The organism is Brasilonema bromeliae SPC951, from assembly GCF_012912135.1.
Taxonomy (GTDB): domain Bacteria; phylum Cyanobacteriota; class Cyanobacteriia; order Cyanobacteriales; family Nostocaceae; genus Brasilonema; species Brasilonema bromeliae.
In genome coordinates, this window is sequence record NZ_QMEB01000074.1 from 1 (window position 1) to 23,948 (window position 23,948).

General features: G+C 43.8%; 21 protein-coding genes. 8 read left to right on the forward strand and 13 right to left on the reverse strand.

Going from position 1 to position 23,948, the window contains the following annotated elements; all coding sequences use genetic code 11:
- On the forward strand, positions 1-411 hold a 411-nt coding region (locus DP116_RS11555; protein ID WP_211173218.1), incomplete at its 5' end, for a pentapeptide repeat-containing protein.
- Positions 412-818: 407 nt separating this feature from the next.
- On the opposite strand, the gene DP116_RS11560 is transcribed toward DP116_RS11555, so the two are convergent.
- The 5 genes from DP116_RS11560 to DP116_RS11580 form a co-directional block, all read right to left on the reverse strand.
- Positions 819-1,148 (reverse strand): hypothetical protein, encoded by a 330-nt coding sequence (locus DP116_RS11560; protein WP_169155325.1) that lies wholly within the window; start codon positions 1,146-1,148, stop codon positions 819-821.
- Between the two features lie 293 nt (positions 1,149-1,441).
- Positions 1,442-2,515 carry a PstS family phosphate ABC transporter substrate-binding protein gene (locus DP116_RS11565; protein WP_169155326.1) on the reverse strand — a complete coding sequence of 358 codons (1,074 nt, stop codon included), beginning with the start codon at positions 2,513-2,515 and terminating at the stop codon, positions 1,442-1,444.
- Between the two features lie 26 nt (positions 2,516-2,541).
- Complete coding sequence (locus DP116_RS11570; RefSeq protein ID WP_169155327.1) at positions 2,542-3,969, reverse strand: serine/threonine-protein kinase; 1,428 nt, start codon at positions 3,967-3,969, stop codon at positions 2,542-2,544.
- 398 nt (positions 3,970-4,367) lie between these two features.
- Positions 4,368-5,381, reverse strand: coding sequence for a LysR family transcriptional regulator (locus tag DP116_RS11575; RefSeq protein ID WP_169155328.1), 1,014 nt, complete (start codon positions 5,379-5,381; stop codon positions 4,368-4,370).
- A gap of 429 nt (positions 5,382-5,810) precedes the next feature.
- Complete coding sequence (locus tag DP116_RS11580; RefSeq protein ID WP_169155329.1) at positions 5,811-6,533, reverse strand: hypothetical protein; 723 nt, start codon at positions 6,531-6,533, stop codon at positions 5,811-5,813.
- Positions 6,534-6,694: 161 nt separating this feature from the next.
- Between DP116_RS11580 and DP116_RS11585 the strand changes: the two genes are divergently transcribed.
- The 4 genes from DP116_RS11585 (at position 6,695) to ndhD1 (ending at position 12,604) form a co-directional block, all read left to right on the forward strand.
- Positions 6,695-7,411, forward strand: a complete 717-nt coding sequence (locus DP116_RS11585) for an NnrU family protein (RefSeq protein WP_169155330.1) — start codon at positions 6,695-6,697, stop codon at positions 7,409-7,411.
- Between the two features lie 612 nt (positions 7,412-8,023).
- Entirely contained in the window at positions 8,024-8,410 is a 387-nt protein-coding gene (locus tag DP116_RS11590; protein WP_169155331.1) for a thioredoxin family protein, read from the forward strand.
- Positions 8,411-8,719: 309 nt separating this feature from the next.
- A complete protein-coding gene (locus DP116_RS11595) occupies positions 8,720-10,819 on the forward strand; it encodes an NAD(P)H-quinone oxidoreductase subunit 5 (protein ID WP_169155343.1) in 2,100 nt (699 codons plus the stop codon).
- Between the two features lie 213 nt (positions 10,820-11,032).
- Positions 11,033-12,604: a photosynthetic/respiratory NAD(P)H-quinone oxidoreductase subunit D1 gene (gene ndhD1 / locus DP116_RS11600; RefSeq protein ID WP_169155332.1), complete on the forward strand. Its 1,572-nt coding sequence runs from the start codon at positions 11,033-11,035 to the stop codon at positions 12,602-12,604.
- Between the two features lie 251 nt (positions 12,605-12,855).
- Here ndhD1 and DP116_RS11605 read toward each other — a convergent pair whose 3' ends face one another.
- The 8 genes from DP116_RS11605 to dusB form a co-directional block, all read right to left on the reverse strand.
- A complete protein-coding gene (locus DP116_RS11605; protein ID WP_169155333.1) occupies positions 12,856-13,281 on the reverse strand; it encodes an HNH endonuclease signature motif containing protein in 426 nt (141 codons plus the stop codon).
- A complete protein-coding gene (locus DP116_RS11610) occupies positions 13,271-13,660 on the reverse strand; it encodes a hypothetical protein (RefSeq protein WP_169155334.1) in 390 nt (129 codons plus the stop codon). Before DP116_RS11610 ends, DP116_RS11605 begins: the two co-directional genes overlap by 11 nt.
- Positions 13,661-13,840: 180 nt before the next feature.
- A complete protein-coding gene (locus tag DP116_RS11615) occupies positions 13,841-14,197 on the reverse strand; it encodes a DOPA 4,5-dioxygenase family protein (RefSeq protein WP_169155335.1) in 357 nt (118 codons plus the stop codon).
- A gap of 89 nt (positions 14,198-14,286) precedes the next feature.
- Positions 14,287-14,619 (reverse strand): type II toxin-antitoxin system PemK/MazF family toxin, encoded by a 333-nt coding sequence (locus DP116_RS11620; protein WP_169155336.1) that lies wholly within the window; start codon positions 14,617-14,619, stop codon positions 14,287-14,289.
- A complete protein-coding gene (locus tag DP116_RS11625) occupies positions 14,597-14,821 on the reverse strand; it encodes a hypothetical protein (RefSeq protein WP_246275589.1) in 225 nt (74 codons plus the stop codon). The genes DP116_RS11620 and DP116_RS11625 overlap by 23 nt, the downstream gene beginning before the upstream one ends.
- A gap of 115 nt (positions 14,822-14,936) precedes the next feature.
- The gene (locus DP116_RS11630; protein WP_169155337.1) at positions 14,937-15,200 is read right to left on the reverse strand and encodes a ParE family toxin-like protein; all 264 of its coding nucleotides are present in this window, start codon (positions 15,198-15,200) and stop codon (positions 14,937-14,939) included.
- Entirely contained in the window at positions 15,197-15,427 is a 231-nt protein-coding gene (locus DP116_RS11635; RefSeq protein ID WP_169155338.1) for a hypothetical protein, read from the reverse strand. The genes DP116_RS11630 and DP116_RS11635 overlap by 4 nt, the downstream gene beginning before the upstream one ends.
- Before the next feature lie 201 nt (positions 15,428-15,628).
- Positions 15,629-16,708, reverse strand: a complete 1,080-nt coding sequence (gene dusB, locus DP116_RS11640) for a tRNA dihydrouridine synthase DusB (RefSeq protein ID WP_169155339.1) — start codon at positions 16,706-16,708, stop codon at positions 15,629-15,631.
- A 490-nt stretch (positions 16,709-17,198) separates the two neighbouring features.
- Between dusB and dnaK the strand changes: the two genes are divergently transcribed.
- The 3 genes from dnaK (at position 17,199) to DP116_RS11655 (ending at position 23,804) form a co-directional block, all read left to right on the forward strand.
- Positions 17,199-19,112 carry a molecular chaperone DnaK gene (dnaK, locus tag DP116_RS11645; RefSeq protein WP_169155340.1) on the forward strand — a complete coding sequence of 638 codons (1,914 nt, stop codon included), beginning with the start codon at positions 17,199-17,201 and terminating at the stop codon, positions 19,110-19,112.
- Positions 19,113-20,025: 913 nt separating this feature from the next.
- Positions 20,026-23,049, forward strand: coding sequence for a zinc-dependent metalloprotease (locus tag DP116_RS11650; RefSeq protein WP_169155341.1), 3,024 nt, complete (start codon positions 20,026-20,028; stop codon positions 23,047-23,049).
- Between the two features lie 113 nt (positions 23,050-23,162).
- Complete coding sequence (locus DP116_RS11655) at positions 23,163-23,804, forward strand: hypothetical protein (RefSeq protein WP_169155342.1); 642 nt, start codon at positions 23,163-23,165, stop codon at positions 23,802-23,804.
- Positions 23,805-23,948: the final 144 nt, after the last annotated feature.

The following is a 23,948-nucleotide window of genomic DNA, read 5'->3' on the forward strand; positions in this document are numbered from 1 at the left end:
GCTGTAGGTCGAGATTTAAGTAATGCCAATCTGAGCGCTGCCAACCTGAGCGGTACCAACCTGAGCGGTGCCAACCTGAGCGGTGCCAACCTGATCGCTGCCAACCTGATCGTTGCCAACCTGAGCGGTGCCAACCTGAGCGGTGCCAACCTGAGCTATGCCAACCTGATCGTTGCCAACCTGAGCGGTGCCAACCTGAGCGGTGCCTACCTGAGCGGTGCCAACCTGAGCGGTACCAACCTGAGCGGTGCCAACCTGATCGGTGTTATTGTTGTGAATGCCTTTTTTGGAGGAACTAAAGGTTTTACAGAAGACAACAAGCGTGATCTAAAGCAGCGATTGGCAATTTTTGGCGATGAGCAGCGAGAGAATGTCTTTAGCGATCGCCCTCGGGTTCCAAGCCCAAAATAACTTAAAAATCTGTTAATACCAGTTCTGGAGAAAACTTGCACTTAATACTTACTCTTTAATTCTTGGTGTTCTTGGCACGGCAGGTGCTACAACGGGGGGAACCCCCGCAACGCACTGCCTTGTCTTGGCGGTTCGTTTAATAAATATTAAGTGCTTCATGGAGAATTAATATTAGGCGATTACTTCGCTTCACTTCGTTCCGCTCGTAATGACATTTTACGTTTACTCCCTTGCCAGTCTAAGATGACCTATAATTATTTACTCCTCTCTCTGTGTACTCTGCGCCTCTGCGGTTCAAAAATAGGTATTCTTCTGGTGGTTCGGGAGTAATTGGGTTGAGCTAATTATCTACATCCCCAAGCGCGATACGCTTAACGTATCGCACTCACCCCACTACGCCAAAACCATTAAGGTTGTACCTCAACATCCCAAGGTCGAACCACTCTTGTCATTCCCTCAACATTCACTTGGACAAGCCAGGAGGTTCCTCCGCGCCGCACATCAGTTACAATTCCCTCTTTACTTTCACCAAAGAGTTTTTCGTTAATGACTTTAATTCTTGCTCCTATCTGAATTTCGTATGGCGGTACGTAAGCTTTGGAAACTGGATCAACATTTTTATTAGGGATAGCGAATTTGCCCTCTTTGAGACGCTCTAGAGCATCGGATATTTTTTCTAAAGCTAGCGTCTGGCGAAGTTGAAGTTGAAGCAATAAACTTATTTGATCTGATGTCATAATTTTATATTGTAAGGTTGCTAAGAATTATTAGATTTCCCCTCAGTGCTTCAGTTGCTAGGAACAATTGTATTAATACTCAGTTGCATTCATACGTATTACCCTTCGGGTATGACCTTCGGTCACGCTGCGCTAACGCCAGATGCCTACGGAGGGAGACCCTCTCCGAAGTTGCCACAACGCGGGGAACCCGCGCAAGGCACTTCTCTCTGCAGCACTGGTCTCACCTCACTCCCGCCCTTACGGGCACCCCTCTCCGCGAGTTCGGAGAGGGGAAGGGGTGAGGTTGTGTATCACTTAATTCTGACAAATCCAGCTTTTTCAATCAGTTCTTGACCCTGAGGTGTGAGCAACCAATTTGCATAAGCATCCCCTGCTTGCTGCTCTGTTTGATTATTTTGTTTTAAAATCACAAACAAATTGCGGGTAATTGGGTAGTCCCCAGTACGAAATGCCTGAGCATTCAACTGATTCTTCTTGCCTGGACATTCAGACAGAGGTATAAAAGGTTCTTGGTAGGGAGGTACAAATTGCCCCGAAATACGCCCCACTGGTAGGGACTTAATCGTGCATTGGGGCACAACCTCTGGCGCAGAAGCATAGTAAATTCCACCAGGACTCGAAGCCAGTTTTCTCAGAGCTTCAGTAGTCGTATTAACATAACTCACGTTATTGCCAAAGTTCTCTTTGTTAAGAATATTTTCGATAAAAAACTCTACTGTACCGCCAGCTTCTTTGCTGCGAGTGTATGGTATAATTGGAAGATCTGAACCGCCCACTTCTTGCCAGTTGGTTATCTTGCCAGTGTAAATGTCTTTGATCTGGGAGACAGTTAAACCAGGAATGTTAAGGTTTGGATTGACGGCGATCGCAATACCATCAATTGCCACTGGAATTTCTTTAAGACTAAATCCTTTCTGTACTGCCTTTTGGTTTTCTTCACCCTGAATTGAGCGAGAAGATTGAGAAAAAGCGAGTTGATTATCTATCAACATCCGAATGCCAGTGCCAGAACCTGGTTTTTCAACAGCGGGTTGAACGTAGCGTAAAGTAAACTGAGGGCAGATGCTTTGAAGCACTGGGTCTACGTCTTTACGGATGGGTGCCCATGTTGTACTACCACCGTAGTTGAATGTCCCGGCAGGTAGATTTGGTACACTACAACTTGTTGTCGTAGGGTTTGGAATAGGAGAGTTATTAACTGGATTATTATTTACCGAAGGATTGATAACAAGAGTAGAATTAACTTCGTTTCTACGACTGATTTGAGCCCACCGTTCTATAAGAAACCATAAGCCAGCAAATGTTAAGCCAAGCGTTATAACAATGGCTAGGAAAAGGCTAAGCGTTTCGTTTTTCTGAGACATAAATGGGTGTTAGCACCAGATGGTGTTTATAGCAGCAGAGATAATAATTTGTAAATAAGACGAAATAGTGCTGTTACTGCGATCGCCATTAAAGCCGCCGCAACAGACAAAATAACAATCTCCCCAACGGTAAGATTACCTCGTAATAAGAATAAAACAATCCCTAAGGTGATTGCAGGAAAAATTAATAAATCAGATCCTCCAATCCATCGCTTCCATTGAGCAAAAATTAACCCTGATAAAATCACACAAGCAGCAACCAAAGTCACGATTGGCGATGGCAAGATTGTTGAAAGACCAATTGTTATCAATGCTCCTTCAAACCCACTAAACCCTGCTCTAACTAATAATTTAACTAAAGAAAATTGTTGTTTGACAGGCGGAGTCTGAGAAAGCGATTGCTTTTGTACTTGGGGTTGAGTCTGTGTTTGCTGTGATTGTGGTTGTGGGGTGACAGAAGGCTGAGGGGGATTGATGTATGTAGAAGGTATATGCTTTTGAGGTGCATTGAGGGCATTGAGGACTTCTTGCGCTGACTGATAACGCTGACTGGCGGCGCTTATGAGCATCTTGTCTAGAATATCAGCAAGGTGTGGGCTGACACTCACATGACCCCGCCACTTCCATTGGTTACTATACGCATCGAACAGTTGAGTTATCTCTGTTTCGCCCGTTAATAACATGAGGGTTGTGACAGCTAACGCATACAAATCTGTAGATGGAAAGACTTGACCTCCGGACATTTGTTCGGGTGGAGCAAATCCCAGAGAATAAATTCCTGTGGAAACACCTGAGACACTAGTAGCAGCGTTTGTAACCTGTTTAACTGCGCCAAAATCTAACAAGAAAAGTTTGCCATTACGATGGCGCATGATGTTAGAAGGTTTGATGTCTCTGTGGATAATACCTTTTTCATGAACAAACTTGAGTACTTTGAGAATTTCTTGCAGAATTTCTAAAACTTCTTGTTCTGAATACTTGCCTTTTTGGGCTAATTCTTCCTCTAAGTTTTGTCCGTCAATATATTCTTGTACTAAATAAAAGAACTGGTCTTCCTCTCCTGCTCGCAAGCTGGGAATTATTACTGGAAAGAAAGCGTATAAGTCTGGAATTTGCTCATGTTGGCGTCCTATTTGCTCTAAGACGACTGCCTCTCGTTCAAACAGATCTTGTGCTAGTTGTAGTTGAGTTGGACTTAAATCTCCTGCGGGTTGAAATTGCTTCACCACACATTGGCGCATTCCTGGGGTACGGCGATCGCGTGCCAAAAACGCTGCTCCAAATCCGCCCCGTCCTAAAAGCTTTGTCGGCAAATAGCGTCCGTCTAACATGAGCGGCATTCCACAAGCAGTACAGTATTTCTGCTGCACTGTTCTCATGGTTCCATGATCATCTAAATCTGAAAAATAGTTTTGTGGGCGGGGGCAGCGTGGACGAGTACAATAAATTTCCATAAATCTTGAGTCAACAGTCAAGAATCAACAGTCAACAGTCAATAGTCAACAGTCAATAGTCAATAGGCCTTAACTAATGAACGCCACTTGGTATCTCCTGCAGCCTAGTGGCACGGCTACGGCGTAAGCATTGCTCTTGTGCAGGAGACACGCGAACAATGGGGGGCTCGGGGTTCCCCCCTGGGGAGCTCGATCCCTTGGGGATGAGGGGCAGAGGAGGAAAGCCGTTGGAAACAAGGACTGCATACGCTGCTCACCCTTTGGGTATGCGCAGAGCGCACGCGTCTACAAGTCGGGAAACCCGGTGGAACGCACCTGCCTCACCGCAACACTTACGGTGTGCAACGCAGTGGCTTCTAATGACTAATGACTAATGACTAATGACTAATGACTACATCTTAATCATCGTCGTCAGAATTATGCGCTCCTAAATCCACTGTACTAACCATTATGGGTTTGCGTGACGTTTTTAACATTTCTAGATTCCATCCAGGTGCAGCAAACTGGGGTAGAATTTCCCGACTAAACGCTTCTGCTGCTTTAGATCTGTAACGATTGGGATTAAAAACCAGCCTTAGTGTCCGTTTGACTATCACACCTTCAATGGAAGCACAGTGTAGCACCCCCATTTGTAACTCTTTAGCTATTGCCGAGGTCGAAACAAAGGCAGCCCCCAAACCGGATTGCACGGCATTTTTTATAGCTTCTATGGAGTTTAGTTCCATTTCGATTTTAAAACGCCGCGTATCAATGTCACAGCGTGATAGTACTTGGTCAATGACCTTACGGATAGTAGATTGAGAATCGAGAGCGATGAACTGTAATTTATATAGGTCTTCTCTTTGAATCGTTTCAAGTTTGGCAAAGGGATGAAATGCTGGTATAATAAGTGACAACTCATCTTCGGCGTATGGAAGAATTTCCAAAGATTCCGCGAGTTCACCAGGAATTTCACCACCGATGATTGCCAAATCCACTTGTCCGTTAGCTACACTCCAAGTGGTTCTGCGGGTGGAGTGGACGTGCAATTGCACTGCTACATCTGGATATTTTTGTCGGAACATCCCAATCATCCGGGGTAAAAGATAGGTGCCGGTGGTTTGAGAAGCACCAATAATCAAAGTACCGCCTTGGAGATTTTGTAAATCCTCAATAGCGCGGCAGGTTTCCTGACACAGGCTGAGGATTTTCTCACCGTAATTCAGAAGTAAATGTCCAGCTTCGGTTAGTTGTGCGCGACGTCCTCCACGGTCAAATAATGGAACATCCAGCTGCCGTTCTAGGTTTTGCACTTGCAAGCTAACGGCAGGCTGGGATACATAGAGGCTATCAGCGGCACGCTTGAAGCTGCCTTCTGCGGCGATCGCTTTGAGAATACGTAACTGATCTAAAGTGAAAGGAAGGTCAGACATAAGGCTAAACCCACAAACTTTGAGCATGAGCGGCAGTCTTCTACAAACCAGCGTAAAAAGCCTTGACAGCAGGGCGTGATTTTTTGCATCTTAAATTTAGAGACTTTACTCGAAAAAGACAGTAGCATACCATCTTGACTAAAGTTCTCTTTTCTACTTTCCTGCCCTAATAAGTAGATTTTCAAGGGAATTGTGTGTAAACTCCACTCTGGGTTTCAAAAGCTTGAACGCTTTTTTTGTTTTCGTTACAAAATCCAATGCACCCCTCTACGGTTCTCCCAGCAAGGAGAGAGTACGATTTTGTTGCCCCGGAATAGAGAGACTTTCAGGGGGTAGGCTGTTACCAGAATTTCCGTTTGACTTGCGTCCTGCCGGAGTAACAACGTTCTCATTGCGACATTTTGCCCTCCAACTAAATCTGCACATAGCTTAAATCCACGACTTCCACCACACTGAATCGTTAATCCAAGGTTCGGGACAATTGTGTTTGTTTGTATGCCCGCGACAAGGATAAGATTGACTGCTACAGTTAGCATCCACTCTTATAGCTGAAGAATTATTCATGACTTTATAGTGGATGAAACCATCTAATTCAGCATACGACCATTTGGACTGGGAGACTTTTGCTTTTCCCCCCGGATGGTCATAAAAAACAGGGGATAGATGACAGGATTGTGTCCTGTTATCTGTCCTCTGCACCCTGTCATTATATATTTGTTTACTGACTAAACTGGGGAAGATACGCAAACTCCGAGTCGATTTTTCCAGTTTGATGAAGTTCTTGCCAATGACAACTTGTTTCGTAATATGGTTATTAATATCAGCAGTAAATTGTTTACCTGTTCTAGAAAGTGCCATTAATCTACATTTAATTGAGGGAGTCCCTTTGTGCTTTGCTGTTGTCAGAGGGTGGTCATTGCGACTGACTGCTTTGTGCAGTACTTCTTTTTCTGATTTGATCACAGCTAAATACTTTTGTAACCTAATATCTGAGGACACTTTACCATTCTCAAATGCCATCCATGCTGTGTCGTTCAGACAACTTTGTTCAGTCAGAGACACTCCCTGTAACAAATTTTCTTTTTCTGAAGTTCTAATTAACTTCAGGTTGCCAATGATAGCTAGCTTCAGTTCAGACGGTAGTTTTTTCATCAGGTTATTCTATTTTATGGTGCGGATGTTGGTCCTCAAGTTGTGTTCATCTAACGCACATACTGTATGGTGACAGGATATCCTGCCTATGATTTTTTTACATAGTTTGTGGTATTCGTTGTACTAAATTAGGCTTTCTTTAAGTTACTTCATTTGTGTCTATGATGCAGCCGACTTGGTTGACCCTTAGTCATTTTGTCATGCTAGGACTACTATTTGGTTTTGCAATTGTCCATAGTGGAGGCGCAGCCCTGCGCCCGTGGGCAGAAAAGCATATTGGGTGTAGGCTTTATCGCATTTTTTTTGCATTTAGCAGCCTGCCGTTGGCTGTCATCTTAATTATTTACTTTTTTAACCACCGCTACGATGGCTTGCAACTTTGGTATGTCCAAAATTTACCGGGAGTCCAGCAATTCGTTTGGGTACTGTCAGCTATTTCGTTTTTGTTTTTGTATCCCGCGACTTTCAATCTACTAGAAATTGCTGCTATCCAAAAGCCTCAGGTACATCTTTTTGAAACAGGAATTATTCGCATTACTCGCCATCCACAGATGGTGGGACAGATTATCTGGTGTGTTGCTCATACCCTGTGGTTAGGTACAAGTTTTACCCTTGTCACTTCGATTGGGTTGGTGTTACACCATTTATTCGGAGTATGGCACGGGGATCGCCGTTTGAGCGATCGCTACGGAGAAGCTTATACTCAAGTTCAACAGCGTACTTCCATCATCCCGTTTGCAGCTGTTCTTGACGGTCGTCAATCTATCTTATGGCAGGAATTTTTGCGTCCGGCTTATTTGGGGGTTGCAATTTTTGTGCTGTTACTTTGGTGGTCACACCCTCTATTGCTCGAAGCAACAAGTAAAATCGGATTATGATTTTAACATAATCGCATTTATCTACAGAAGTTGATGAGATAAAATATTGATTTGATCTCATCAACTGCCACCAAATCAATGTAGGATGAATTGAAGTAGCTGTCAGTGGGGGTGCGCTTAGTCGTTTTGAAATTTTAGATTTGGTAATTGCTGGTCAACTGCCAAAATAGGGAAAAACTTGATAATTCGCTATTTTCTTTTCTATAATCAGAAGACGGTTGATTAAATTTGGCGAAGAAAACAAGATAGCCAACAGCGACCAAAACTTGAGAAAATCCTCAACACTTGTGCGAGAGCGTCTAGTTCCAGAATAAAGCCTGTGGCAAATAAGGTAGTGTCTCCTTTTGCTGAAGCAGAAGAAAACTACCTACGGTTATTATGGGTTTCTGGAGATAAGTTGTCTCCATAGGTAAGGTCAACAGCAGATTGGCGAAAAAGACCTTTACATAGACGACTATTAAGACCAAAAAGTTTGAGAGAGTTACCGTCTTGAATGTCTGACTGACTTTTTTGTCAGTTTTGCAATGGACAATGTTTACAAAATCCTGACAATGCACTCCCAAAGCTGACAGTTAGTTTTGATATCAAAACCATATAAATTCCAGAGGCGTCATGGTGTTGTCGGTTAGTGAGCGGACATTTTCTCAAGAAGTTTTAGAATCTTCAATTCCTGTTTTAGTAAATTTTGAAGCACCTTGGTGTGGCTTGTGTCGAATTATCCACCCTTTATTATTGCAATTTAAAGTTCAATGCGGCGACCAAATTAAATTAGTCGGGGTGAATGCTGATGACAATTTTAAACTGGCTACAAAATATAAGCTGAAATCACTGCCAACTTTACTGTTGATCGAAAATGGCGTAGTTCGCCAGCGTTTGGAAAGTTTTCGTGGACGAGAAGATTTATTCTTAGCTTTGGAAGAAATAAAAGTTTGTTACACTAACCGCCCTAAAAATTACCATCGCCCAAAAACAGCGGATTTAGGTTGTCGTTCTGCGTGAAGAGTCATTAGTCATCAGTTATCAGTCATCAGTCATCAGTCATTAACTCAGGATCTTTTTGTTTAACAGGTAAGGCTTTTAACCAAAAACTGGAGCTTTCGAGTCTAAATTGCTGTGTGTGCTCCAGACAACCAACTCTATACTCTTGACTAATGACCAATGACTAAGAACTGATAACCAAATCTAAAACCAAGCTTAATAACCCCACCCAATAACTATTGGGTGGGGTATTTTATCCTAAAGTGTGTGTGTCACAATTATTAACAGTTCCGACAAATTAGTCAAGAATTCTAAAAGTAGGCGTCAATGATGGAAATAATCTATCAGTATGCCTGGCTGATTCCGGTATTACCTCTTCTTGGGGCAATGCTGGTCGGTCTAGGGTTAATCTCGTTGAATCAGGTGACGAACAGCCTGCGACAGCTCAATGCGGCATTTATTATCTCCTTAATGGGACTCGCGATGGCGCTGTCGTTTGCTTTGCTGTGGAGTCAAATTCAAGGACACGCTCCTTACACCCGCACCTTAGAATGGGCAGCAGCAGGCAATTTCCACCTGAACATGGGCTACACTGTTGACCACCTAACAGCCCTGATGCTAGTGGTTGTAACAACCGTAGCCGTTCTAGTCATGGTTTATACGGATGGGTACATGGCTCATGACCCAGGCTATGTCCGGTTTTACGCCTATCTCAGCTTGTTCGGCTCCTCAATGTTGGGTCTGGTGGTTAGCCCCAACTTAGTACAGGTTTATATCTTCTGGGAGCTGGTCGGGATGTGCTCGTACTTGCTGGTCGGCTTCTGGTACGATCGCAAGGCGGCAGCAGATGCTTGTCAAAAAGCATTTGTAACGAACCGTGTGGGTGACTTTGGATTGCTGTTGGGCATTCTAGGGCTTTTCTGGGCAACAGGAAGCTTTGATTTTGATGTGATGGGCGATCGCCTAGGGCAACTTGTCCAAACCGGTGCTGTCAGCAATTTGCTCGCCATCCTGTTGGCGATTCTCGTCTTCCTGGGTCCGGTTGCAAAATCCGCCCAATTTCCCCTGCACGTCTGGTTACCAGATGCGATGGAAGGTCCCACCCCCATCTCCGCCCTCATCCACGCAGCAACAATGGTGGCGGCGGGTGTTTTCTTAATTGCTCGGATGTACCCAGTTTTTGAACACGTTCCAGCAGCAATGAACGTGATTGCATTCACTGGGGCATTGACAGCATTTTTGGGTGCGACAATTGCCATCACTCAAAACGACATCAAAAAGGGCTTAGCTTACTCCACCATTTCCCAACTCGGTTACATGGTGATGGCAATGGGAGTAGGCGCATACAGCGCCGGACTTTTCCACTTAATGACCCACGCCTACTTTAAGGCGATGCTCTTCCTGGGTTCTGGTTCTGTAATTCACGGAATGGAAGGAGTTGTCGGTCACGACCCCAACTTGGCGCAGGATATGCGGTTGATGGGTGGACTGCGGAAGTATATGCCAGTTACGGCAATTACCTTCTTCATTGGTTGTGTGGCAATTTCTGGTATCCCCCCCTTTGCTGGTTTCTGGTCAAAAGATGAAATCCTAGGGAAAGTATTTGCAGTGAACCCAGCTCTCTGGGCAGTTGGTTGGTTAACCGCTGGAATTACCGCTTTCTACATGTTCCGGATGTATTTCGTAACCTTTGAAGGGAAATTCCGGGGCAATCAAACTAATTTGTGGCAAAAGCTCAAATCTCCAGCAGGAATGGGAATTGTAACAGGTTTTGATGCAGCCCCTGCTTTTGGTCCTGGTGCTATGACCAAGGGAGAATTGGAAGCAACTGAGGAACATCACCATGATGACCACAGTCACGGTCACGGTCACAGTGAGTATCCTCATGAGTCACCTTGGACAATGACTCTGCCATTAGCAATTTTGGCAGTTCCTTCCATACTGATTGGTTTGCTTGGGACTCCTTTTGCCAACTACTTTGAGGAGTTTATTTTCCCACCCAGCGAAACTTTAGCCGAAGTCGTAGAAAAAGCGGCTGAATTCAACCCGTCAGAATTTTACATTATGGCGGGTGCTTCAGTTGGGATTTCCTTGATTGGCATTACCTTGGCTTCCTTAACGTATCTGTTGGGTAAAATTAACCCAGTGGCGATCGCAGCAAAAATCCAGCCGCTTTACGAGTTCTCCGTCAACAAATGGTACTTTGATGACATTTACCATCGTGTTTTTGTCATCGGCTTGCGTCGTCTAGCAAGACAAGTGATGGAAGTTGACTTCCGCGTTGTTGATGGTGCTGTAAACCTCACAGGTTTCTTCACTCTGATCACTGGTGAAGGTCTGAAATACCTGGAAAACGGTCGTGCTCAATTCTATGCCTTGATTATCTTTGGGGCTGTGTTGGGCTTAGTGATTGTTTTTGGTGTAACTTGATCACCCTGTAGGGTGAATAAGGTGAGTCCACTCTGTGGCTCAAAATGACAAATGCACACAGAGGATGAAGGCAGGGCAACTCGTTTACCTCCCTTCATCTTTCTTTATTTTTATTAAATAAACCTAACAACGAAGACCAATCCCTGCAAAAACTGCTAGTAAATAGCTAGTAGTTGATAGCCGACCATTATTATTGCTGACTAACAACCTGCGATGAATACAGCAAATTTTCCTTGGCTGACGACGATTATTCTGTTTCCGATAGCGGCGTCACTGCTAATTCCCTTCATTCCAGATAAAGATGGCAAAACAGTGCGCTGGTATGGCCTGATCATAGGGCTGATAGATTTTGCACTGATCGTGATTGCTTTTTATACTGGGTATGATTTCTCCAATCCAGATTTGCAACTCTTTGAGAGTTACAGCTGGCTTCCACAGATCGGTTTGAATTGGTCGGTAGGGGCAGATGGCTTGTCTATGCCCCTGATTATTTTGACTGGATTCATTACCACGCTAGCGATGCTAGCAGCTTGGCCGGTGACACTCAAGCCCAAGCTGTTTTACTTTTTGATACTAGCGATGTATGGCGGTCAGATTGCCGTTTTCGCCGTCCAGGATATGCTGTTGTTTTTCCTGGTGTGGGAACTCGAACTGGTGCCGATATACATTCTGCTTTCGATTTGGGGAGGCAAAAAGCGGCAATACGCAGCGACCAAGTTTATTTTATACACGGCTGGCGGTTCGCTGTTTATTTTGCTCGCTGGCTTAACGATGGCGTTTTTTGGCGATACGATCACTTTTGATATGCAAACGCTTGCTGCCAAAGGTTTCAGCCTCAATCTCCAACTTTGGCTGTATGCTGCTTTCTTGATTGCCTACGCCGTCAAACTTCCGATCTTCCCGTTGCATACCTGGTTACCAGATGCCCACGGTGAAGCGACAGCCCCCGTGCATATGTTGCTAGCAGGTGTTCTGCTGAAAATGGGTGGTTACGCGCTTATTCGCATGAATGCCCAAATGCTTCCCGATGCCCACGCTTATTTTGCCCCGGTGTTAGTGATTTTGGGGATAGTTAATATTATCTACGCTGCCCTGACATCATTTGCCCAGCGCAACTTGAAACGGAAAATTGCCTACTCCTCAATTTCTCACATGGGCTTTGTGGCGATCGGTATTGCTTCCTTCACCGACTTAGGCTTGAATGGGGCAATGTTGCAAATGGTTTCCCACGGTTTGATTGGGGCGAGTTTGTTCTTCCTAGTAGGGGCAACATATGACCGTACTCACACCCTCATGTTGGATGAAATGGGCGGTGTTGGTAAGAAAATGAGCAAGATGTTTGCCATGTGGACAACATGTTCTATGGCATCCTTAGCCTTGCCAGGAATGAGCGGTTTCGTTGCTGAGTTGATGGTATTCGTTGGCTTTGCCACCAGCGATGCCTATAACCCCACCTTCAAAGTTATTGTGGTGTTGTTGATGGCAGTTGGGGTGATTTTAACTCCGATTTATTTGCTGTCAATGCTGCGGGAGATTTTCTACGGTGAAGAAAATAAGGAATTAGTTTCTCACCAGAAACTCATAGATGCCGAACCCCGCGAAATCTTCATCATCGCCTGCTTGTTAATACCAATTATTGGTATTGGTTTGTATCCTAAGATGCTGACTCAGGTGTACGATGCGACAACTGTGCAGTTGACGGCGCGGTTACGAAATTCTCTTCCTGCTTTGGCGGATCAAAAAGCGCCAGCGCTATCATTTAATGCGCCGGAGATTGGGAATTAGGTTGTTGATTTCAAATCAATATTTCTTTAACTGAGCGGGTTTTGCACCTGCTCTTTTTTGTATGGTGTGATACTAAATCCGCTTTTCTAACCCCCTTTTAACCCAGGCGATTAGAAATCGCGGCTACACAAACGAAGTCCCTTCGGGTTCGCCAGTCGCCTGCGGAGGGAAACCCTCCCGCAGCGCTGGACTCACCGCCTACGCGGACTAAATAATAAAGGGGTATTAGATCCGGATTTAGTATGATTGCTTCATTTTGGTGGATGCAGTTCAGCCATGAATAGCAGACGACGCAAGTTTACTACCCCTGGTCGATTTAAACGAAGTGCTTCTACTGTCGCTCGACCACAAGGAGTGTTCCCAATAACCTCCGTGAAATCGCTATTCCAGCTAAAATGCTCATTCCATGATTGCTGACGCGGGTTGAACAAAGATTCTTGTTGCCCTGTTGTAGGATCTGTACCGTAAATCTTGGTGTGTTTGTGACTGTTGCAGCCAAAGCAACTCCAAGCTAAATTTTCCAAAGTTGTTTCCCCACCCGCTTGACGAGGTTTTATGTGTTCAACGGTAAAACTTTCAGTTGCAAATTCACCAGAACAACGGCAATACTCACAGTAATTTTGTGCTCGTGCTGCAACAATCCGCCTAATCGCTTCCGTAACTCGCTTAGAGGGCATTAGGCTTTGTATAAACTGGTAAAAATTCGTTAAGTAGAGTTTTTAACTCAACATTGCGGAGTCGAGCTAATTGAATTAACGCTTCAGCTCTTTCAGCATCTTGACGTTCTACACGGTCTACGTAGCCTAATAGCTCTTGATGCTCAGCTTCAGTTATTTCTCCTGTTTCGTTACGCTGACGTAAATAAGTTAGTCTGGTTTGGTCATCTGTAGGTAATCGGCGTTGGATTCTTTGCAACAAAGTTTCCTCTCCAAGAGTCACCACGCCATTTTCAATGCATAAAGCTTCTAATAAGTCAACAGCTTTAAATAAAGTTTCTTCTGGTAATTTTTCAACCAATGCGATCGCTCTTTGACGAATTTCTGTTGGTGCAGTCATGGAACATCTGAATTAACTCATGCCTAGCTCGATTGTACTCAATGGTATGAGTTGGGTTTTTGTACCTGCCCTTTTTTGTATGCAGCGATAAGCGTCCGAGAGTGCGCGCCCTATGCCTGCAGCACGGCTACGCCTATCGGCGCTAGCTTGCTGCCAAAGGCAGATCGCTGTATGATTTTGCTAATTTGTGCTAATCCGTTGCAAAAAGCTTATATTCAACTCTAGTTTTTCTCCTAGCCACAGAGCATGTTCCGTATGGTCTTTGACATCATCGCCCGTCTCAGGGTGGATTAAAATATCCAACCCCTCACGATTGAGCATTAACCAGGGAACAACCTTGGCAAACTGATTTGGTAAGAATGCAACTTGATACATCGCTTGTGGATGTGGACCAATGGGTTTATCATGCCAGCGCCCAAGCCGCACCTCAAATCTTGCACCTAATCCTTCGCGTACACGTTCAGCTACATCACGACTTGCGGTATCAAAGTAGACATGAGCGTGAAAACCAGTGATTTCGATAGTATCTTCTTGCATCGCTCTAAACTCCAGTTTTCACTGTGACTGATTTCACTCATTACCTCCATTTTAATGGCTATCCTAATCTAAGCTGTTCAAACGCTGCGTCACAACAACCCTAACCAGGATCGTAAGGATTGCTCTAACTGCTCGACATCGGAATTCGCCAACTTACCAATCGTTGTCACAATTAAGCTCTCATGTACTGTGTACAAACCTCGCTTGACTGCTGTAACCACGTTAAGCCCTGCTGCAGCCCAGTCATAAAGTACAAATTCACCCTCAAGTAACGATCCTGTTTTACTTGTCAGTGGCGTGATGATAATGTCTTGAGAAATATGCGGCGCATTAATTACAACTGCAGGTCTTACTTTTGAACTAGACAAATCCGAGAAGGGGTACCGAACCAAGATGATATCATTTTTGGAGTAGCTGGGCATAAACATCATCCTCGGCGTTATCCCAAACTTCATCAAGTGATGTTTGGCTGGCTTGAAGCCAAAACTCAGCTTCATCATCAGGAAGAAGTGTTACCAGCACTCTTGTTCCTTCAGGTATTTCCGCTGATTCTAGCAGTTCAATTTTTCCTTGCCGAACGGTAGCCCAAAGTGTTTTTAACATATTCATCTTATAACTGGTCATGCTTTGATTTTATGCCTTGATGCCGGATCTTGCCGTCCCACTAACAACCTCAAAGGACACAGTCGGCACCTTCACTAGGGGTTCCGATGGAGTGAAGTGTTGGGCTAGTGCCAACTTACGAGAAGAAGCGCTCATAATCGTCGTGGCTACCGATCCAAAACCATGTGACTGTATCACCTTCTAGTACTCCAAGTGCTCGATAACCCCGCGTTACTCTCACAGACCAAATATCTTCCTGGCTATTGATACACTTGAAATGCAAAGATGGATGAAATGGATTCTGTGCCCATAACCGATAAGCTTTCCTGGCACTTTGTCTAACATCATCACTTAAACGCCGATATTCAACCCAAAATGAGGGAAGCACGGCGGACTTCATAACTGGTCGTAGTCCAGTGTAGTCGCTTTCCCCTCAGCAATTTCTTGTTTGGCGCGTTGTGCAGCAGCTACAAGTTTTTGCTGCGTTCTCTCGAAGGATTTGCTCCATTGAATTTCATCTTGTAACTCATTGATGTACTCTCGAAGGTGATGTGCAATTTGCTCCTGTACATCAACAGGTAAAGACTCCATCATCTTTACTACTGTAGTGATTGCTGGGGACGACATAGTGTGCTTTTCATGCGATATTCTGTTTTTAAAGCTAGCACCAATTGTCGCCTAACTGTTCAACTAACTCGCTTTGAGAGCATATCTCACAGCCTAATACTGCGTTCAACTGCATAAACACACGTCGGCTTATCTTTCCACACCCTCTTTTTAACTAATCTCATTCCATTTTTATCAGCTACCCGACATGAGGTACTGAACTTACTGTGCGATTGCTTCGCAGACGCCTGAAAGGCGTATCGCCAGCTGATTTTCTTCAATCAGCTCATACCCATTCGCCAACTGCTCTATTGCCCTATCAATCAAATCAACACCTTGCTGAACATTCTCTATCAGGCTCAACTGTCCGCGCAAATCAGCAGCACCCGCAAAGCCTTTCGAGTACCATGTCATGTGTTTGCGTGCTTGACGCACTCCCCTGTCACCTTTGTATTCGTACAAAGCTTGTAAATGTTCTCTAGCACATTCCAAGCGCTGAATTGGTGTCGGTGCTGGTAATTCTTCCCCAGTTTTCAGGAAGTAATCAATTTCTCCTGCCAAAAACGGATAACCCAGAGTTCCACGGGAACACATCACCCCGTCAGCACCAGTTTGTTCCAAACACTTCACCGCTGCTTCAACCGAGAAAATATCCCCATTACCTATTACTGGAATAGAAAGAATTTCCTTAACGCGGGCAATCCATTCCCAACGGGCATTGCCATTGTAACCTTGGGCACGGGTGCGTCCGTGTACCGTAATCATTTGTGCGCCTGCATCTTGCATCCGCTTGGCAAAGTCGAGAATTGTGATTTCCTTGTCACTCCAACCAATACGGGTTTTCACTGTTACAGGAACATCAACTGCCTTCACCACTTCCCTAACGATTGCCTCAGCGACTTCTGGCTGACGCAACAGGGAAGAACCACCACCGTTTTTAGTAATTTTATTTACCGGGCAACCCATATTAAGATCAACGGTATCAGCTCCTTCCTCAACAGCCTTTACCGCTGCTTCTGCCAGAAAATCTGGGCGACAGTCAAACAACTGAATACTAATTGGTCGCTCATTGCGGTCTACCTCCATGATTTTCGGCAACTGTTTGACATAGTGCAATCCCGTTGCGTTCACCATCTCCGTGTACATCATCGACTCAGGTGCATAGCGACGCACCAGCCGACGAAAGACCATATCGGTCACGCCAGACAAAGGCGACTGGAGAACTCGGCTTTTCACCTCAAAAGAACCAATTTTTAGAGGAGTCGAAAGTTTGGCTTTTAGGTCAGGAGATAGCGTAACCATATATCATGTCGAGGCATAGAAGCTTTTCTATTGTACAGAGCTTTAAGAGGGAACAGGGAATAGGGAACAGGCAACAGGCAACAGGGAATAGGGAACAGGCAACTCTTAACAGGGTGAATGGTGTTTCTTTGGTAGTGGTTTTCTAACGAAGCGTGGGACTCAGGACTACTAAAGACGGCAAACACCACATTAACGATACGGTTCACCCGAATTACTCCTAGTATTAATTCTCATACATTAGACAAAGAAAGTGAAAGCAAATTCAGTCCATGAACAAACCAAAAAAAATTTTCCAGCATAACCGCCCTAACCAAGGTTCGGAAAACCACCCTTCATGGACTGGCTACACAGCCTCAGTATATATATCAGCAGTAAATTAAACCAAAGGTATTCATGCTGAACTGGCTGCTTTCTAAATCCAGTTGGTTCAAAAATTTAGTCCCTTATACTCCCTTTATTCATTAGTAGTGATACGGAGCCAGCACCTACAATGGCAAAAGTAGTTGGAATTGATTTAGGTACAACAAACTCCTGCGTGGCAGTTATGGAAGGTGGTAAACCAACGGTTATTGCCAACGCAGAAGGTTTTCGGACAACACCTTCAGTTGTTGCATTTGCAAAAAATGGCGATCGCCTAGTTGGTCAAATCGCCAAACGCCAAGGGGTGATGAACCCAGAAAACACCTTTTATTCTGTAAAACGTTTTATTGGACGTAAATACGACGAAATTACTCACGAAGCAACTGAAGTTTCTTACAAAGTTCAGCGCGACAGCAACGGAAACGTTAAACTGGAGTGTCCGCAAGTCGGTAAGCCTTTTGCTCCTGAAGAAATTTCGGCACAAGTTCTCCGCAAGCTTGTAGAAGATGCAAGCAAGTACATTGGTGAAACTGTAACCCAAGCTGTCATCACCGTTCCCGCATACTTCAACGACTCTCAACGGCAAGCGACCAAAGACGCTGGTAAGATTGCTGGTATTGAAGTTCTGCGGATTATCAACGAACCTACCGCTGCTTCTCTGGCATACGGTTTTGACAAGAAGAGCAACGAAACAATTCTCGTATTTGACCTTGGTGGTGGTACATTCGACGTATCCATCCTGGAAGTTGGCGACGGTGTCTTTGAAGTGTTAGCAACTTCTGGTGATACTCACCTTGGTGGTGATGACTTCGATAAGAAAATCGTTGACTTTTTAGCGGAACAGTTCAAAAAAGACGAAGGTATTGACCTCCGCAGAGACAAACAAGCCTTACAACGTCTGACTGAAGCTGGAGAAAAAGCGAAAATTGAACTTTCTAGCGTCACCCAAGCGGAAATCAACCTGCCATTTGTGACGGCTACCCAGGATGGTCCCAAGCACTTGGATACAACGCTGACTCGCGCCAAGTTTGAAGAACTTTGCTCCGACTTAATTGATCGTTGCCGAATTCCTGTTGAGAACGCGCTGCGCGATGCCAAACTAAGCAAGAGCGATATTGATGAAGTTGTCTTAGTTGGTGGTTCTACTCGTATTCCTGCAGTGCAACAAGTGGTGAAGCAGGTGTTGGGTAAAGACCCGAACCAAAGCGTTAACCCTGATGAAGTTGTAGCAGTTGGTGCAGCAATTCAAGCGGGTGTCCTTGGTGGTGATGTCACTGGTATCTTGCTGTTAGACGTAACACCACTGTCTTTGGGTGTGGAAACCTTAGGCGGTGTCATGACCAAGATTATTCCTCGCAACACCACAATTCCTACCAAGAAGTCAGAAGTCTTCTCCACCGCTGTGGATGGTCAAACTAACGTGGAAATCCACGTCCTCCAAGGCGAACGCGAGATGTCAAACGACAACAAGAGTTTAGGTACCTTCCGTCTCGATGGAATTCCCCCAGCACCACGTGGTGTACCTCAAATTGAAGTCGTATTCGATATTGACGCCAACGGTATTCTCAACGTTACCGCGAAAGACAAAGGTACTGGTAAGGAGCAATCCATCAGTATTACTGGTGCTTCTACCTTGGATAAATCTGACGTTGAACGGATGGTTAGAGAAGCTGAACAAAACGCTTCAACTGACAAAGACCGTCGTGAGAAAATCGACCGCAAAAACCAAGCCGACTCTTTGGCATATCAAGCCGAGAAGCAGTTGCAAGAATTGGGTGATAAAGTTCCCGCTGCTGATAAGACCAAGGTAGAAGGTTTAGTAAAAGACCTGCGTGAGGCTGTTTCTAAGGAAGACGACGAGCAAATCAAGAAGGTTATGCCAGAACTGCAACAAGCACTCTTTGCAGTTGGTAGCAATATCTATCAACAAGCAGGTGGAACTGAAGCTTCTACAAGCACTGGTGCTAACACCTCTGGTGGTTCTTCCTCCTCTTCTGGCAGTGGTGATGACGTGATTGATGCTGATTTCACTGAATCTAAGTAGTTATTCTTCCGGTGGGTAGTACCCACCAGACAATCAAAATTCTCATCCAGAACAATTCTTGGGTGGGAATTTTTTTTTGCAAAGATATAGCAGGGAACAGGGAACTCTTAACAGGGAACTCTTAACAGGGAATAGGGAACAGGGAACTCTTAACAGGGAACAGTGATCAAATGATTGTTCATTGATAACTGCGGCTGGTACTTGATAACTGGTAACTGGCAACTGCTATAATCTCAAATTGGGTTTGTACTGCAGGTCGAAAGTCAATTGCCAGGATAGTTCTAAGCAATTGACTTGCGATTGTTGAGCGCTTCATATGCTTTCTAAGCACACACTCGCTTTGGCGGCAGACAAAAGTTTTTCGTTTGTTGGTAACCTCCTGTTTTTATTTAGCCTGTTATAGTTCCATCAGTCATAGACAAATATAAACAGTCGTTTGATTTACGGCTTAGACCCAAGTAACCACAGAACGCTGTTAGAAAGCACGATGTTATCTATTAGGCATAGCATGCACTACCACACATCTTCTATGCCTCGACAGTTAATAACTGAATGAATCGACACTACTTGAATTGTTGTTTGAAGTCAAAACTCAAACATTTTTGAGGTGGGTCGAAACGTTATTTTTAGAGTCTATTATACCATATTTTGCGATTCGTGTCTACAAATTTCGTGATTTTTCATAATACGTACTCTGTGCGACAAACGCATTTATTGGGAAAACTACTAGCATAAGATATTGCAACAAAGCTAGAAAATCGTATCGACAATTGACTGAGTTCACTGAGAAACTACTGCTTGCAAGTAGTTAACAAATTTTTCAGAACTTAACACTTAGTTAAAGAGAGTATGAATTAGCTTTGTAACACAAGTATTGGAAATAAAATAGGAATCAATACTAGGTATGTATTGGATGAAAAAATTTATTTATTTTGTTATTCTGTTGTATTGTTTGCTTTTAGGTATACCACCTTCTAGTGCTAAGTCGAAAACTCTAAAGATATTTGAAGCTGGGCACTTTGCTGACAAGGAAAGTGGGGGACAAGGAGAAAGAGCAGCAAAAGAGGAAAAGAGTAACAGAGTCCGGGAAACATCTGTTGTTCCCTCATTCGTCTTGTGGTCATCGCAGTCACGTCAATCAAAATTAGAGAATGTTACTTTTTTTGAGAAACAGGGGTTCTCAAAAGACCAAGTCTGGGTGATTGATGGGAAGCAACAAGCACAGCGTCAATCTTTTACTTGGGTTGTTGAAGATAGTAAAAAAGTTGAACAACCGTTTTTACAAGTAGAGAAGATTGTAGAGAACCCGATTAAGCCAGAGGAAAAAACTGAGGTCATTGCGAAACCATCAAAAAAGGAAGAATTAGAGCCGTTTGATAAAGTTGTCAAAGATGCTGAAATTCTGCCTGGACTCTTTACTTTGTATCGAGACAAGGAAAAGAATAAAATTTATCTAGAAATTAATCCTGACCAGCTCAAGAAAAATTATTTAGCGACAGGAACGTTAGAATCTGGGATTGGTGAGGCTGGAATCTATAGTGGAATGCCGTTGCATGATTTTTTATTTTACTTTCAGCGGGTGAATAATAAAGTGCAATTTGTGGTTCGCAATGTGAATTTTCGGACTCGTGAAGGAGATCCACAGGAGCGATCGCTCGCCCGATCTTTTAGTGACTCAGTTCTCTACTCAGTATCCATTAAAAGTATTCATCCAGTACGCAAAACAATTCTCATTGACTTGGGAGATCTACTACTAACAGATTTAGCTGGATTATCTCTTAGTTTGGGAGTTGCGCCAGCGACAGATAAATCCTATTTTGGGACTGCTAAAGCTTTTCCCCTAAATATGGAAATTGAGTCGGTGTTGAACTTCACTAACACTCGTGCCAATAGTGATAAACTCCGTTTTGGTGGTACACTAGCAGACCTTCGAGGCTTTAGCTTGCGGGTTCATTACAGTCTGTCCCAACTTAGCGAGAACAATTATCGACCGCGTTTAGCCGATGAGCGTGTTGGCTATTTTATCACTGCCTACCAAGATATATCTAACGATGAGCACAGAGATCCATTTGTCCGCTACATCAACCGTTGGAATTTAGAAAAGCAAAACCCTAGCGCAGCCCTTTCTCCACCGAAAAAACCAATTATCTTCTGGATTGATAACGCAGTACCCCTAGAATACCGCGATGCAATCAAAGAAGGTGTCCTGCTGTGGAATAAAGCCTTTGAAAAAGCAGGATTCAAAGATGCGATTCAAGTACAGCAAATGCCGGATAATGCGACATGGGATCCAGCAGATATACGCTACAACACAATTCGCTGGATTAACACAGTAGATGGATATTTCGCTATGGGACCATCCCGTGTTAACCCATTGACTGGAGAAATTTTAGCTGCAGACATTCTGGTAGATGGCAGTTTTATCCGGGCACTCAAGAATGATTATTCTAGAGTTGGACAGTTCAAGCAAACCCAAAATCAGACGCCGCTGTCTGCGTTGATGCAAAATAGCTTGCTTTGCACCAATAGAACAGAAGCAGAAAGTAGCGACACTTCGGTTGAGAGTATGGCAATGGAGGGGTTAGCGAGTCGTTTATCAAAACTGGCAGGTCAGTATGACCTTTGCTATGGTATGGAAGCTGCTAACCAATTTGCTTATGGTTCACTGGCTATGAAGCTTTTGCAAAACAGCCCGCCAAGTCGTGAGCAAATGAAAGATTATATTCATCAGTATTTACGCTTAATTATTGCACATGAAGTGGGACACACCTTAGGGTTGAGGCATAACTTCCGTGGTAGTACAATGCTTACTCCCGAACAGATAAACAACCAGGATATCACTCGCACCAAGGGTATGATTTCGTCAGTGATGGACTATATTCCACCAAATATTGCACCTCAAGGTACTAAGCAGGGAGATTATTTTCCTAAGATGATAGGACCTTATGATGAGTGGGCAATTCAATACGGATACGCACCAATTCCAGTAGTAACTCCTGCAGCAGAAAAACCATTTTTGGATAAAGTTGCTCAGCAATCTAACAAACCTGAGTTAAGTTATTCTACAGATGAAGATATGTTTGACCTTGACCCAACGGCGAATGCATGGGATAACAGCAGTAATGTGCTGGTCTATTCTCATTGGCAGTTGGATAATGCATTGGTTATGTGGCAACGTCTCAACAAGGTTGACCTCTTGTCTGGCGAGAGTTTCAGCGATGTGAAGGAACAGTTTGGTACAGTCTTTGACCAGTATTTCAAAAATATTTTTTATGTTACAAAATACATTGGTGGACAGTCTTTCTACAGAGTTCAACCTGGTGATCCTCAAGGAAAATTACCATTTCAACCTGTGCCTGTGGAAGAACAACGGCAGGCGTTAGATCTTGTACAAAAGTATGTATTCGCTGAAGATGCTCTGAGTTTTCCCCCAGAATTGCTGAATAAATTAGCACCTTCCCGTTGGCGACATTGGGGGAGTTCTCCTCGGATTGGTCGTCTGGACTTTCCAATTCATGATTGGGTATTGTATATGCAGAGTTCGGTGTTGTGGGATTTGCTGTCAAGCGATCGCCTCTCCCGTCTCAAAGATATCGAACTCAAAACTGCTCGCGATCAAGCCCTAACTCTACCAGAACTATTTGATACATTACAAAACGATATTTGGACTGAGGTAGTGAAACCAAATGGTAAGCCTATCGTTATTTCTAGTTTGCGTAGAGGTTTGCAACGCCAATATGTTGACAAATTGACTGCGATGGTTTTACGTAAAGAACGTGTCCCAGAAGATGCTCGCTCACTAGCTTGGTATAAACTCAAACAGCTAAATGAAAAGCTGGATGGACTGAGTTCAAATGACGAGTACACCAAGGCACATTTGTTAGAAACACGCGATCGCATTAGTAAAATCTTGAACGCCGAAGTGCAAGCGAATTAGGAAAATTTGTGTCAAAGATAGCTCGCGATCTCATCTTATTACTTATAGTTTGTCAACTACTTTATACAAATGGCAATTTACCAAGTCTGAGTTCTTACAGTAATGACTTATTAATGGGAAATGATTCTAGTTGGTTGAAATCTGAGATGGAACTTGTTTTTTTTCCAAAGAAGCAGTCTGATATCAGCAAGGGAAGTTTCCAAGATATGCTGGAAGCACTTGCAGTTCGTGAAACAGGGCTATCATCAGGAAATCCTAATCAGTACCAATTTGAAAATCCACTCTCATTTATTGGCAAATACCAATTTGGAGAAATCCTGTTAATACGTCTTGGTTACTACAAAGCCGACGTTTATTATGGACATGGTGCTGACAAGAATTACTGGCGAGGTACATGGACAAAAAAGAAGGGTATTGATAGCAAATTAAAATTTCTCAATTCCCCTAATGTTCAAGAAGAAGCGATTCGTGAGGCTTTGAAGGTGTATTGGAAGGATATCAACGATATCCTCACTCAGCAAGGTAAGTCTATAAACAACTACCTTGGTCAGAAAAAAACGTTTAATGATAAAGGGAAGTCAAAAACAATCACAGTTACCCTTTCTGGCATTTTAGCAGGGGCACACTTGAGAGGTCCTGATCGAGTGGTAGATCTTCTAGTAAAAGGGAAAGTATCTGAGGATGAATTTGGCACTTCTATTCTTGAATATATGGAGATATTTGGCGGTTATGACATGAAAATAGAAAATTTATGAATCTTTACCGAAAAAGTACTCCTCAGCTAGGAACTCAGAACTCAGAATAGAGAATCAAGATTTGGAATTCCCAGCTTCGAGTAAGGTTGCTGAAGAAGCGGGTGTAAGCTGTTACGCTTTTAACTTGCATATTATTTTGGCTGT